This window comes from Pseudomonas inefficax (genome assembly GCF_900277125.1).
GTDB classification, from domain to species: Bacteria; Pseudomonadota; Gammaproteobacteria; order Pseudomonadales; family Pseudomonadaceae; genus Aquipseudomonas; species Aquipseudomonas inefficax.
This window is the reverse complement of record NZ_OPYN01000232.1, coordinates 64,282-78,676: the sequence shown is the minus strand read 5'-3', so window position 1 is coordinate 78,676 and position 14,395 is coordinate 64,282. Positions and strand designations below refer to the sequence as shown.

General features: G+C 63.2%; 8 protein-coding genes. 7 read left to right on the top strand and 1 reads right to left on the bottom strand.

Translation table 11 applies throughout. The annotated features are described in order from the left end of the window. The first annotated feature begins 219 nt into the window (after positions 1-219). From hutU to hutG, 5 genes are all read left to right on the top strand, one after another. Complete coding sequence (gene hutU, locus JV551A3_RS29160; protein WP_133975954.1) at positions 220-1,893, top strand: urocanate hydratase; 1,674 nt, start codon at positions 220-222, stop codon at positions 1,891-1,893. A gap of 106 nt (positions 1,894-1,999) precedes the next feature. Further along, entirely contained in the window at positions 2,000-3,532 is a 1,533-nt protein-coding gene (hutH, locus tag JV551A3_RS29155) for a histidine ammonia-lyase (protein ID WP_133975952.1), read from the top strand. Positions 3,533-3,685: 153 nt separating this feature from the next. Next, on the top strand, positions 3,686-5,089 hold the full coding sequence (locus JV551A3_RS29150; RefSeq protein ID WP_133975950.1) for an amino acid permease: 1,404 nt from the start codon (positions 3,686-3,688) through the stop codon (positions 5,087-5,089). Positions 5,090-5,105: 16 nt separating this feature from the next. Beyond that, positions 5,106-6,311 carry an imidazolonepropionase gene (gene hutI, locus JV551A3_RS29145; protein WP_133975948.1) on the top strand — a complete coding sequence of 402 codons (1,206 nt, stop codon included), beginning with the start codon at positions 5,106-5,108 and terminating at the stop codon, positions 6,309-6,311. A 10-nt stretch (positions 6,312-6,321) separates the two neighbouring features. Next, positions 6,322-7,125, top strand: a complete 804-nt coding sequence (hutG, locus tag JV551A3_RS29140; RefSeq protein WP_133975946.1) for an N-formylglutamate deformylase — start codon at positions 6,322-6,324, stop codon at positions 7,123-7,125. A gap of 59 nt (positions 7,126-7,184) precedes the next feature. On the opposite strand, the gene JV551A3_RS29135 is transcribed toward hutG, so the two are convergent. Next, on the bottom strand, positions 7,185-12,713 hold the full coding sequence (locus JV551A3_RS29135) for a dermonecrotic toxin domain-containing protein (protein WP_235874652.1): 5,529 nt from the start codon (positions 12,711-12,713) through the stop codon (positions 7,185-7,187). A gap of 169 nt (positions 12,714-12,882) precedes the next feature. On the opposite strand from JV551A3_RS29135, the gene pip reads away from it, so the two are divergent. Together pip and dtd are read left to right on the top strand one after the other, a co-directional pair. Beyond that, positions 12,883-13,854, top strand: coding sequence for a prolyl aminopeptidase (gene pip / locus JV551A3_RS29130; protein ID WP_133975944.1), 972 nt, complete (start codon positions 12,883-12,885; stop codon positions 13,852-13,854). Continuing rightward, a complete protein-coding gene (gene dtd, locus JV551A3_RS29125) occupies positions 13,851-14,288 on the top strand; it encodes a D-aminoacyl-tRNA deacylase (protein WP_133975942.1) in 438 nt (145 codons plus the stop codon). The genes pip and dtd overlap by 4 nt, the downstream gene beginning before the upstream one ends. The last annotated feature ends 107 nt before the right edge of the window (positions 14,289-14,395 follow it).

Genomic DNA, 14,395 nt, shown 5'->3' with positions numbered 1-14,395 from the left:
CATTCGCAGCACAAGGCTGCTCCTACAGGGGAACTCAAAACCCTTGTAGGAGCAGCCTTGTGCTGCGAATGGGCCGCGCAGCGGCCCCTTTGTTTTCCCAACCATTCAGCGGAAAGGTCCGATTATTTTGGTTGTCCATGCTTGTACATACAAGTAAAGGTGTGTTTGTATATCTACCACGACATACCCGCCCGCGGACGACCGCAGAGGACCTTTCCCGTGACCGACAACAACAAATACCGTGACGTTGAAATCCGTGCCCCACGTGGCAACAAGCTGACCGCCAAAAGCTGGCTGACCGAAGCGCCACTGCGCATGCTGATGAACAACCTCGATCCACAGGTCGCGGAAAACCCGAAAGAACTGGTGGTGTACGGCGGTATCGGCCGCGCTGCCCGTAACTGGGCGTGCTACGACAAGATCGTCGAAACCCTGACCCGCCTGGAAGACGACGAAACCCTGCTGGTGCAATCGGGCAAGCCGGTCGGCGTGTTCAAGACCCACAGCAACGCCCCGCGCGTGCTGATCGCCAACTCCAACCTGGTGCCGCACTGGGCCAACTGGGAACACTTCAACGAGCTGGACGCCAAGGGCCTGGCCATGTACGGCCAGATGACCGCCGGCAGCTGGATCTACATCGGCAGCCAGGGCATCGTCCAGGGCACCTACGAAACCTTCGTCGAAGCCGGTCGCCAGCATTACGGCGGCAGCCTGAAAGGCAAGTGGGTGCTCACCGCCGGCCTGGGCGGCATGGGCGGCGCCCAGCCACTGGCCGCCACCCTGGCCGGTGCCTGCTCGCTGAACATCGAATGCCAGCAGAGCCGCATCGACTTCCGCCTGGAAACCCGTTACGTAGACGAGCAGGCAACCGACCTCGACGACGCCTTGGCACGCATCGCCAAGTACACCGCTGAAGGCAAGGCCATCTCCATCGCCCTGCACGGCAACGCTGCCGAAATCCTGCCAGAGCTGGTCAAGCGTGGCGTGCGTCCGGACATGGTCACCGACCAGACCAGCGCCCACGACCCGCTGAACGGCTACCTGCCAGCTGGCTGGACCTGGGAACAGTACCGCGACCGCGCGCAGACCGAACCGGCTGCAGTGGTCAAGGCCGCCAAGCAGTCGATGGCCGTGCACGTGCAAGCCATGCTCGACTTCCAGAAGCAGGGCGTCCCGACCTTCGACTACGGCAACAACATCCGCCAGATGGCCAAGGAAGAAGGCGTGGCCAATGCCTTCGATTTCCCAGGCTTCGTCCCGGCCTACATCCGCCCACTGTTCTGCCGTGGTATCGGTCCGTTCCGCTGGGCGGCGCTGTCCGGTGATGCCGAAGACATCTACAAGACCGACGCCAAGGTCAAGGAACTGATCCCGGACGACGCCCACCTGCACCGCTGGCTGGACATGGCCCGCGAGCGCATCAGCTTCCAGGGCCTGCCGGCACGTATCTGCTGGGTTGGCCTGGGCCTGCGCGCCAAGCTGGGCCTGGCGTTCAACGAAATGGTACGCAGCGGCGAGCTGTCGGCACCGATCGTGATCGGTCGTGACCACCTGGACTCCGGCTCGGTGTCCAGCCCCAACCGTGAAACCGAAGCCATGCGCGATGGTTCCGATGCCGTCTCCGACTGGCCACTGCTCAACGCCCTGCTGAACACCGCAGGCGGCGCCACCTGGGTGTCGCTGCACCACGGCGGCGGCGTGGGCATGGGCTTCTCCCAGCACTCGGGCATGGTCATCGTCTGCGACGGTACCGACGAAGCAGCCGCGCGTATCGCTCGCGTGCTGACCAACGACCCAGGGACTGGCGTAATGCGTCACGCCGATGCCGGTTACGACATCGCCATCGACTGCGCCAAGGAGCAGGGCCTGGACCTGCCGATGATCACTGGCTGATCGCCACGCTTTGGATCGCACCCCACAAGGGTGATACTGAACAACAAGAAGGAGCGCGCAGGCACCTACAAACGGGTCTGCGGCTCCACGCGATTGGAGTAGTAAAGTGACCGAATTGACCCTCAAGCCTGGCACCCTGACCCTGGCCCAGCTGCGCGCCATCCATGCCGCGCCCGTGCGCCTGCAGCTGGATGCCAGTGCTGCGCCGGCCATCGACGCCAGCGTTGCGTGCGTCGAGCAGATCATTGCCGAAGACCGTACCGCCTACGGCATCAACACCGGTTTCGGCCTGCTGGCCTCGACCCGCATCGCCAGCCATGACCTGGAAAACCTGCAGCGCTCGCTGGTGCTGTCCCACGCCGCCGGTGTCGGCGCTCCGCTGGATGACGACCTGGTGCGGCTGATCATGGTGCTGAAGATCAACAGTCTCAGCCGTGGCTTCTCCGGTATCCGTCGCAAAGTCATCGACGCGCTGATCACCCTGGTCAACGCCGAAGTCTATCCGCACATCCCGCTGAAGGGTTCGGTGGGCGCTTCCGGTGACCTCGCCCCGCTGGCGCACATGTCGCTGGTGCTGCTGGGTGAAGGCAAGGCCCGCTACAAGGGCCAATGGCTGCCAGCCACCGAAGCCCTGGCCGTGGCCGGCCTCGAGCCACTGACCCTGGCCGCCAAGGAGGGCCTGGCCCTTCTCAACGGCACCCAGGCGTCCACCGCCTATGCCCTGCGTGGCCTGTTCCAGGGTGAAGACCTGTACGCCGCCGCCATTGCCTGCGGCGGCCTGAGCGTCGAAGCCGCACTGGGCTCGCGTTCGCCGTTCGATGCGCGTATCCACGAAGTGCGAGGCCAGCGTGGCCAGATCGACACTGCTGCCTGCTTCCGTGATCTGCTGGGCGATTCCAGCGAAGTGTCGCTGTCGCACAAGAACTGCGACAAGGTCCAGGACCCGTACTCGCTGCGCTGCCAGCCGCAGGTCATGGGCGCTTGCCTGACCCAGCTGCGCCAGGCTGCCGAGGTACTGGGCATCGAAGCCAACGCCGTGTCGGACAACCCGCTGGTGTTCGCGGCCGAAGGTGACGTGATTTCTGGCGGTAACTTCCACGCCGAGCCGGTGGCCATGGCCGCCGACAACATCGCCCTGGCCATTGCCGAAATCGGTTCGCTCAGCGAGCGCCGTATCTCGCTGATGATGGACAAGCACATGTCCCAGCTGCCGCCGTTCCTGGTGGAAAACGGTGGTGTCAACTCGGGCTTCATGATCGCCCAGGTCACCGCTGCTGCCCTGGCCAGCGAGAACAAGGCCCTGTCGCACCCGCACAGCGTCGACAGCCTGCCGACCTCGGCCAACCAGGAAGACCATGTGTCGATGGCCCCGGCTGCTGGCAAGCGCCTGTGGGAAATGGCCGAAAACACCCGTGGCGTGCTGGCCATCGAATGGCTGGGCGCCTGCCAGGGCCTGGACCTGCGCAAGGGCCTGAAGACCTCGGCCAAGCTGGAGCAGGCGCGCCAGGCGCTGCGCAGCGAAGTGCCGCACTACGACCGTGACCGTTTCTTCGCGCCCGACATCGAAAAGGCCGTGGAGTTGTTGGCCAAAGGTCGCCTGACCGGCCTGCTGCCGGCTGGTGTGCTGCCAAGCCTTTAATGCCCTCAGGGGCCGCTGTGCGGCCCATTCGCAGCACAAGGCTGCTCCTACAAAGGCGACGCGCTCTCTTGTAGGAGCAGCCTTGTGCTGCGAAAGGGCTGCAAGGCAGCCCCCCTCGATCTCACGACCACAAAAACAATTTAAGGACGTGACATGCAACAAGCTCAAGGTCTAAAGCGCGGGCTGAATGCCCGCCACATCCGTTTCATGGCCCTAGGTTCCGCCATCGGTACCGGCCTGTTCTACGGCTCCGCCTCGGCCATCCAGATGGCCGGCCCGGCCGTGTTGCTGGCCTACCTGATCGGCGGTGCCGCCGTGTTCATGGTCATGCGCGCCCTTGGCGAAATGGCTGTACACAACCCGGTCGCCGGCTCGTTCGGCCACTACGCCAGCACCTACCTCGGCCCCATGGCCGGTTTCATCCTTGGCTGGACCTACGCCTTCGAGATGGTCATCGTCGCCATCGCCGACGTCACCGCCTTCGGTATCTACATGGGCTTCTGGTTCCCGGAAGTCGCCCGCTGGATCTGGGTGCTGGGCATCGTGTTCCTGATCGGCGGCCTCAACCTGTGCAACGTCAAGGTCTTTGGCGAAATGGAATTCTGGCTGTCGCTGCTCAAGGTCGGCGCCATCGTGGCGATGATCCTGGCCGGCCTCGGCATCATGGCCTTCGGCTTCAGCCAGGTGGGCAACGGGCATGCCGTGGGCGTCAGCAACCTGTTCGACCACGGCGGCTTCATGCCCAATGGCGTGGCTGGCCTGATCGCCTCCTTTGCCGTGGTGATGTTCGCATTCGGCGGCATCGAGATCATCGGCGTCACAGCCGGTGAGGCCAAGGACCCGCAGCGGGTCATCCCCAAGGCGATCAACGCCGTGCCGCTGCGCATCCTGCTGTTCTACGTGCTCACCCTGTTCGTGCTGATGTGCCTGTTCCCATGGCCGCAGATCGGCAGCCAAGGCAGCCCGTTCGTGCAGATCTTCAGCAACCTGGGCATTGGCTCTGCCGCCGCCGTGCTGAACATCGTGGTGATTTCCGCCGCGATCTCGGCCATCAACAGCGACATCTTCGGCGCTGGCCGCATGATGTACGGCCTGGCCCAGCAAGGCCACGCACCGCGTGGCTTCAGTAAACTGTCGAAGCATGGCGTGCCGTGGATGACCGTGGTGGTGATGGGCGCTGCGCTGCTGATCGGCGTGCTGCTCAATTACCTGATCCCGGAGAACGTGTTCCTGCTGATCGCCTCGATCGCCACCTTCGCCACTGTGTGGGTGTGGCTGATGATCCTGCTCACCCAGGTAGCCATGCGCCGCAGCATGAGCCGTGAACAAGTGGCCCAGCTACAGTTCCCGGTACCGTTCTGGCCTTACGGCCCGGCCATGGCCATTGCGTTCATGGTGTTCATCTTTGGCGTGCTCGGTTACTTCCCGGATACCCAGGCGGCACTGCTCGTCGGCGTGGTCTGGGTGGTGTTCCTGGTGGCGTCCTACCTGCTGTGGTGCAAGCCGCGCGCAGGGCAGGGCAAGCCGGTAGCGGAACCGGCCGAGTTGCACCGCTAAGTACAGGAGTCAATGTATGAGAACCGTCTGGCAGCACTGCCATGTGGCAACCATGGCCGAGGGCCGTTACTCGGCCATCGAGGACGCGGCCATCGTCACCAACGACGGGCTGATCGAGTGGATCGGCCCACGCGTCGAGCTGGCGGCGGTCGAGGCCGAGCGTACGGTGGACCTGGGCGGCGCCTGGGTCACCCCTGGGCTGATCGACTGCCACACCCACGCGGTGTTCGGTGGCAACCGCAGCGGCGAGTTCGAGCAGCGCCTGCAGGGTGTGAGCTATGCCGAAATCGCCGCACAGGGCGGTGGCATCGCCAGCACTGTGCGGGCCACCCGCGCGGCCAGCGAGGACGAGCTGTTCGCCAGTGCTCGCCAGCGGGTCCAGGCGCTGATGCGCGATGGCGTGACAACCATCGAGGTCAAGTCCGGCTACGGCCTGGACCTGGCCAATGAGCGCAAGATGCTGCGCGTGGCCCGGCGCCTGGCCGACGAGTTGCCGCTGGCGGTGCGCGCCACCTGCCTGGCAGCCCATGCCTTGCCACCGGAATACGTCGGCCGGGCTGACGACTACATCGCGCACATCTGCGACGAAATGCTGCCGGCCCTGGCCGCCGAAGGCCTGGTGGACGCAGTGGACGCCTTCTGCGAACACCTGGCGTTCTCCCCGGCCCAGGTCGAGCGGCTGTTCATCAAGGCGCGCGAGTTGGGTCTGCCGGTCAAGCTGCACGCCGAACAGTTGTCGTCGCTGCACGGCTCCAGCCTGGCGGCGCGCTACCAGGCGCTGTCGGCCGATCATCTGGAATTCATGACCGAGGAAGACGCCATTGCCATGGCAGAAGCCGGCACGGTCGCCGTGCTGCTGCCGGGCGCGTTCTACTTCCTGCGTGAAACCCAGCTGCCGCCAATGGACGCGCTACGCCGCCACGGCGTGAAGATTGCCCTGGCCAGCGACCTCAACCCCGGCACCTCGCCAGGGCTGTCGCTACGGCTGATGCTGAACATGGGCTGCACCTGCTTCCGCATGACCCCGGAAGAAGCCCTTGCCGGTGTCACCGTGCACGCTGCCACGGCGCTGGGCCTGGGCGACAGTCACGGCTCGCTGGAGGCCGGCAAGGTAGCCGACTTCGTCGCCTGGCAGATCGAACGCCCCGCCGACCTGGCCTACTGGCTGGGCGGCGACCTGCCCAAGCGCGTGGTGCGCAAGGGCAATGAGATTTCCAACTGAGTGAGGCACGATGGACAAGGTACTGAGTTTCCACCAGGGCCGCCTGCCGCTGCTGATCAGCATGCCCCATGCCGGCCTGAACCTGTCGCCGGCTGTACGAGACGGCCTGGTCGATCAGGCGCGCAGCCTGCCGGACACTGACTGGCACATTCCACGGCTGTATGACTTTGCCCGTGAAATGGGCGCCAGTGTGGTGGCCGCGGAGTATTCGCGTTTCGTTATTGACCTGAACCGGCCGGATGACGACAAGCCGCTGTACGCCGGTGCCACCACTGGCCTGTATCCAGCCACGCTGTTCGATGGTGAGCCATTGTTCAAGGAAGGGCTGGAGCCGACAGGCGAGGACCGCAAACAGTATCTGGAACAGATCTGGCGCCCCTACCACGACACGATTCGTCGCGAGCTGGCGCGGCTGCGCGAGCAGTTCGGCTACGCCCTGCTGTGGGACGCCCATTCGATCCGTTCGCTGATCCCGCACCTGTTCGACGGCAAGCTGCCGGATTTCAACCTGGGTACCTTCAACGGCGCCAGCTGCGACCCGGCTCTGGCCGAACGGCTGAAAAAGGTATGCGCCCAGGCCCAGGGCTACAGCCATGTGCTCAATGGCCGCTTCAAGGGCGGGCATATCACACGGCATTACGGCGACCCGGCCAACCACATTCATGCGGTGCAGCTGGAGCTGGCGCAGAGCACCTATATGGAAGAGACCGAGCCGTTCAATTTCCGCGAAGACCTGGCACGGCCGACACAGGAGGTGTTGAAGCAGCTTCTGCAGGCAGTGCTGGACTGGAGCAAGGCACATTACGGGCGGTGAAGTTCGCCAGTAAGAATGGCGACGCGATGCAGGTCATGCGCGTCGCCAGTCACTATGGGTCAGTTGTTGTTGATCTGCTTGATGGTAAGCTCGCGCAGTAGCTCCTTCTCTTCCTGATCCTTGTCATCTTGCAGGCCTTGCTGCAAGTTCAACTCCTCCTCAAGCGAGTGGTCCTTGCTGGCCAACTCGAGCACCCGCAGGCGGAAACGTGCGTCTATTTCGGCGAAGCGGTCGGCACACTCGGCGCGCAGGCGCGTGGTCCAGTCCGTATTCGCCAGCATGTAGTCGACCAGTGCATCGCTCAGTTCACTTTTGCGGACCTTTTCCAGCACGCTGGATAGCTCATCGCGCGCCAGGTTCGCAGCACCTCGAAAACGCATGCTGTCGGCGATCGGCAGGTCCAATTCCCTGGCCAGTTCCCGGCGGTAGGCCAGGCGTACCGAGACCCGGTCACCCGAGCCAGTCCGTTGGGTGGCCAGCAGCTCCAGCTGTTCGATCCGGAAAAGCTGCAACAGGCGATGTCGCAAGGCTTGCAGGGTATCGCCGGCGTCGATCAACAGGCGCTGGCCCATCAGATACAGTTCAATGTTGTTGAACTCCTGAAGCGCGCCGTCATGACAGGTCTGCGAGCCGGTGTCCGGGTCTGGCAATGCTGCGGCGGCAATGCTTTCCATGATCGGTCGTTCGGATTCGTTGCTTGCAGCCACCACCAGCATCATGCGTACCCGTTCGCAGAAAGTGTTTCGCGTATTCGGGTCAACGTATGGGGCGGCATTGTGCAAACGGCCCGCCAGACGCAACAGGTCACTGCCTTCAAGCCGTTCCCAGCAGTCCTGCAATGCCTCGTTCTGCGCCTCGCTGCCCAGCATCCAGTCCTCCAGTCTGGGCGTATCGTCGCCCAGCAGGGGGAAGTGAGGGTGGTCTAGTGACCCTTCGCTCGAAGAGTCGGCGAGCATCAGGTTGTCCGGAATATCCAATGCAAACGAATAGCTGTGCTGGCTGCTGTCCGAGAACGCGCGCACCCGCAGGATGGTTTCAAGAGGCAGCGGGTTGTCGAACAGGGCAATCGACGTGATCGGCATGGGATTGTTCAGGTTCGAGAGAATGTGCTCGGGCAACTGGGTAATGTTGTTGGAGCTCAGGTCCAGCAGCTCCAGCGGCAGCAAGCTGTCACACCAACTAGGCCAGGTTTGCAGGTTCATGTTGGTCAATGCGAGTGACTGCAGGCTGCCGGACAGCGATGCGGGTACCCGGTCGATGCTGCCCACACGGTTGCCCGACAGGTCCAGCGAGGTCAGGTGTTGCAGCCCTGCGAAGATGTCCAGCATGGCCTGGTCGACTTCCAGCCCCATGTTGCGAAACTCCAGGTAGGTGAGTTGGGGAACGCGAGCCAGGGCCGATGCCAGCGCGGGGGTGGCGGCCTGGTGCTCATCGATGGTCAATCGGGTGATGTTAGGGAACCGCCTGAGCAGTTCATCGAGCTGCGAGGCGCTGCCCTGTAATCGCGTCAGGCTGAGTGTACTCACGCGCGCACCGAAGAACGGTGGAAGCCGCCTGGGGAAATGCTCGATGGCCACCTCATCGAGTTGCAAGCGAAGGTATGACTGGCCCTGCTCCTGTTGTTCCCAGAATTGGCTGATCGCCGACGCGATGCGCTGCCTGTCTGCCAGGGCGGCCTGGGTCAATGGGTTGCTTGAGCTGGACGCCTGGGCCCAGCCATCGATCGCTTCACGCATCTGTTGTCGTTCATCGCGAATTCGTGCGAGCTGTTCGGAAAGTGCTGCGGGCTGGTCCGTGGTGATACCCGACGTGTCGAAACGCTCATTCAGCCACAAGCGCTGCAAGTGGGATTCATTGATGCTGTTGCCTTCCAGGGAGATCACCGGTGGGGTTGTCAGCGTGTCTGTTTCATGAAGCAGGAACGAGGGCAACGACCTGAGGTTGTTATGGCGCAACGACAGGTGGGCAATACGCGCCAAGGCGTCGCTGCCAATCCCGCTTGGCCACTGGGCCAGCTGCATCTGGTCCAGGCCCAGGTAGTCCAAGGTCAGTTCATGGAAACTTGGCCTGTTGCCCTGTGCCAGTCGGTTGCCACTCAAGTCCAGGTATCTCAACTGGCGAAGCCCTGCCAGCAGGTTCAGGTCACTTTCGGAAAGCGCGATGTTCTGGTTGGTGATCACCAGCCGTTGCAACCCTGGCAAGTGTTCGGTAATGGTGGGAATGCAGAACAGGAAGGACGAGGGTGTTGCCCTGGGGTCGAATGGCCGGCTGATTTCCAGCGATTCGATCTGCGGCATCTGCCGGAGCAGGCGTTGCAGAAGGCGCTCGTTTTGCGCCCAGCCTGCCAGAGTTCCTGAAGGCAGGTCGATCAGGCTCAGGCTGCGCACCCGGTTGTTGAAGAAATCAGGCAAGGTCAGGGGGATGTCGGCCAGGGGCACACGGGCGATACGAAGCTCCGTGCCAGGCCCGGCGCTTTCGTCCAGTGCGGCGTCGTACCAATGTTGCATGATCGAGTCACGCAGGCTGTCGTAATCCTGTGCTGCCTGGTCGGTTGCCGGCGAAATGGCTTCGCTCCAGTCGTCCAGCCTGCTTTGCAGCTCGATGCGCTGCTCCAGCAGTGTCTGCAAATGTTCGAGTATCTGCAGTTGTGTACGGCCGTGACCGGCAAGTGCCAGCAGAACCTGGTCCGGGGTGCGGCCGGTACGTGCAGCGAGGCCTGTGGCTTCGACCGCTTCAAGCAGGCGCTGGCGGGTGACGCCTTGCGTGGCCGGGCCGCCGCCACTGAGCGGGTAGCCCAGGCGGCCATCGGCCAGACGCATGGGGGAGCGATAGCCTGGGCGTACGGGCTGCATGCCCAGCAGTACCCTCAGGGCTGGGCGGGGCAGCAGGGGGCTTTCCTGTACAAGGTGCTGCAGCGCTTGGTGGTTGGCGACATCAATTTGGGCCATGGCCGCTGGCAGTGCCTCGTACAAGGCGGCGTAAAGGCTTGGGTGTGTTGTGACCACCGCGCTCGACAGGTTTTCATCGTGAACGATATACCCTGCCTGGGCATGCGTGATGGTCTTGTACGGGTGGTCGTCCAGTGGGCCTATGGCATGGTCCTGAGGCGGCCAGGACATGCGCTGGAGCAGCCGGAGCCTGGTCTCTGCGGGCCAGCCTGGCAGGCGTTCGAGCGTATGCATGATCAACCGGTCGCTATCCCAGTTTGGCACGCTGGACAGGTACAGCCCTTCACAGGCGCGGGCAAGGCGGATTTGTTGCTGGTAGATGCGGGCCTCCTCGCCAAGGCGCAGTGGTACCTTGCCGTTGTCGAGCATTTGCAGCTCGTCGGCACTGGCGCCGCGCGCCAACTCGTTGGCGACTGCTTTCGGCAGTTTCGGGTACACCCGCTTTATGGCCTCGGCGCCCGGCGCCAGGCTGAGCGGAAGGCTGGCGTAGGCATTGGAAAACTCAGCCGGGTGTGTGGTGGCATCGGGCAGTTGGCGGATCGTTTCGTCCAGCTTGAAGCGTTGCAGGGTGTCCTCCAGCAAGGCCGGCAGCCGCTGGCTGTCAGCCAGGGCACGGCGCAGCTCGTCTTCACGTATGCCGCTGACGGCGACAATCCGTTGCAGCGTCGGCCCGTCGAAGTGTGCGCTCAAGTGGCCGATGCGGTGCAGCAGTGCCGTGCCCGACCAACTCAATGGCCTGTCCGTCACGTGCAACCATGCCCCGGCACCGTTGTGCCGCACTGGCGGTTGGTACCGACGAGGATTTGCCGGGTGTTGCAGGCGATACTCACCGGTCGTTGGCGCTTGCGTGACGAGGTACTGATTGCCCTGCAATACCAGCCAGCGTTTCCCTTGGTGATGCCGTAGACCCAGTTCGTCCGGTACCAGGTCGTCGGGCAGCACCTCGGGGCTCTGGTAGGGCGCGAGGTCAGGTTTCCACAGGCGCGTCTGGCCATCGGGTGTTTCCACGTCTTCCAGTTCTTCGATGAAGGAAGGCGTTTCCACAGGAATACGTTCTAGCTCTGGTACCTTGTCTGCTGGCTCTTCGATCTCCGGCCCTCCCAGCTCCGTGCCGGCTTCGCTGCCTCGTGCACCGCTCAGTGCTTTGGCTGCCGCGCCGAGGGCGGCCATGATCGCCACGTTCTCGATCACATCGACCATGTAGCCATAGGCGGTATCACGCTCGTCGTTTTCCCAGGCTTCGATACCTTCATATACCTCATGGGCCAGCTGGGCCAGGCACACGGCAAGCATCGCCTCGCCCAGCCCTGGCACGAAGAAGCCGGCGATGTTCAAGCCTGTCAGTACGCGGCCGGCAATCAGTTCCCGGTGGGCTTGTGCGGTGCGCCGGTCGACGATTTCGGTCGGAGTGGCGTGGTACAGCACATCCTTCTCATGACGCTGGGCCTTCTGGAAGGCCATCACGCCCTGAAATGCGTGGCTGAAAGGTCTTTTCACCGGGTACAGGGTGGCGTGCGGGTCCGGAACACGTTCCTGCAGGCCGCGGACACTCCAGGCGAGGGGGGTGAGCCGGTCTTTGAGGCGGGTGATTATCGGTGCCTTGTCGCGGTCGGCAAGGTGCCTGTCCAGGTAGCCGATATCGGCCTGGAGCCTGTCGCGCAGTTCGTCGTGCAAGGCCTTCTGGCTAGTGAATTCCTTGAGGGGCGTCGTGCTGTCTTCAGGGATATACAGCGCCACGGCCTGATGCCCTTCGGTGTGCAGGGTGAGGAGCACAACGCCGGTCAGTTCAGCTTCCCACAAGTCGAGCAAGCTGAACGTCACCGCGGAGGAGGACGATGGCGCCTGGTCTAGTGGCGTGGCAAGAGCGGCGGAATATAGCGTTTCGCTGATATCGCCCTTGAGGCGGGCGAAATGCAGGGATTGCCGGAATGCCGAGACCTCGGCACGCCCCAGCGTTTCATAAACGGCAAGTGCAGTTTCGTCGGCGCTGAGTGGCGGCGTGGCCGCCGGATAGTAGATGGCATGTACCAGCTCATGGTACTTGCCGCCGATATCCAGCGTGCGACACAAGTCGGCAAAGTCTTCGGCGGCGATGTCCAGTGCATTGGTGATCGGCACTGTGCCCATGAAGCGCCGGTGATCGACGATGACCGACTTCTCGAGCAGGTTGGCAGGCGCATCCATGCCATGTTCAGCGGTGGCGGCCTGGTCGAAATTGTGCAAGGCGCAATGCAGCAGCGAGCGTGTAGCCCGGTCTACGGCCTGGCGGCTGTCGATGGCATTGGTCGTGTCGATCAGGCGGGCATCGACGAGGTAGGTGTCACGCACATCCAGGTCAAGGCCGAATCGCTGCTTGATGGCTTCGGAGAGTGCTTTGGTGGCGTAGGTTTCCAGGGTTGGCAGCTGCTCGAACAGCTTGTGCACCTGTGCCTGGTGTTCGCGATGACGTGCATGCTCTTCCTGCCATGCCTTGGCGACTTCCGGTTGTTGCTGGAGTGCCGTCGCCAGCCAGGCAGGGGGTTGAAGCCAGTTGCGCATCGCGCGGTGGGTTTCTGGCGGAGCCTGCTTGAGCCAGGTGGGGATTTTGCGCTCGATGATGGAGTAGTGAACATTAGGCACGGCAGTGACTGCAGTTGGCATGGCGAGGCCCTTGCTTGGTATGGGGCAAGGGACTATCACTGGCCTGTCCAGGTTGTGGGGGGTAGATATATGTGCCCTCAGGAGCGGCGGCATCAGCGCGGGCAGTGCTCAAAGCGCAATTCAGGTTTATGATGGCCCACGGCCGAATAATCCTCACACGGAGTGCGCAATGCAGACCCTGTACCCGCAGATCAAACCCTACGCCCGGCACGATCTGGCCGTGGAAGCGCCGCATGTGCTGTATGTCGACGAAAGCGGCTCGCCAGAAGGTCTGCCGGTGGTATTCATCCACGGCGGCCCGGGCGCCGGTTGCGATGCCCAGAGCCGCTGCTACTTCGACCCAACCCTGTATCGCATCATCACCTTCGACCAGCGCGGCTGTGGCCGCTCCACGCCGCACGCGAGCCTGGAGAACAACACCACCTGGCACCTGGTCGAGGACCTTGAGCGTATCCGCGAGCACCTGGGCATCGACAAATGGGTGCTGTTCGGCGGCTCGTGGGGCTCCACCCTGGCCCTGGCCTACGCCCAGACCCACCCCGAGCGGGTGAATGGCCTGATCCTGCGCGGCATCTTCCTGTGCAGGCCCCAGGAAATCCAGTGGTTCTACCAGGAAGGCGCCAGCCGCCTGTTCCCTGATTACTGGCAGGACTACATCGCGCCGATCCCGCCGGAAGAGCGTGGTGACCTGGTCACGGCTTTCCACAAGCGCCTGACCGGCAACGACCAGATCGCCCAGATGCACGCGGCCAAGGCTTGGTCCACCTGGGAAGGCCGTACCGCCACCCTGCGCCCCAACCCCCTGGTGGTCGACCGCTTCTCCGAGCCGCAGCGCGCACTTTCGATCGCCCGTATCGAATGCCACTACTTCATGAACAACGCGTTCCTCGAACCTGACCAGCTGATCCGCGATCTGCCAAAGATCGCCCACCTGCCAGCCGTGATCGTGCATGGCCGCTATGATGTGATCTGCCCACTGGACAACGCCTGGGCGCTGCACCAGGCGTGGCCGAACAGCGAACTGAAGGTGATCCGTGACGCTGGCCACGCGGCTTCCGAGCCGGGCATCACCGATGCCCTGGTGCGCGCCGCCGACCAGATGGCCCGGCGCCTGCTGGACCTGCCCCTGGAAGAAGCATGAGGGGCCTGCTGCAGCGCGTGCGTGGCGCGCGGGTGGAGGTAGCGGGGGAGGTTGTGGGTGCAATAGATCAGGGTTTGCTGGTGCTGGTGGCAGTCGAGCCTGAAGATACCCGCGAGCAGGCCGACAAGCTGTTGCACAAGCTGTTGAACTACCGGGTGTTCAGCGACGAGCAGGGCAAGATGAACCTGTCGCTCAAGGATGTCGGGGGTGGTCTGTTGCTGGTGTCGCAGTTCACCCTGGCGGCGGACACCCGCAACGGCATGCGTCCCAGCTTCTCGACGGCAGCGCCACCGGCCCTCGGTGCCGAGTTGTTCGACTATCTTTTGCATCAGGCGAAGGCTCGACACGCCGATGTGGCAAGCGGGCAATTCGGCGCAGACATGCAGGTGCACCTGGTCAATGATGGCCCCGTAACATTTATGTTACAAATGTGAGTGCAAAAAACCCCTTGTTCACAGGAAAACAAGGGGTTTTGTACGATAAATAGTTGTTCCAGCCTGATGCGTTGTCACGCGACCTGCTGGATAATCGCGCGCTGCAT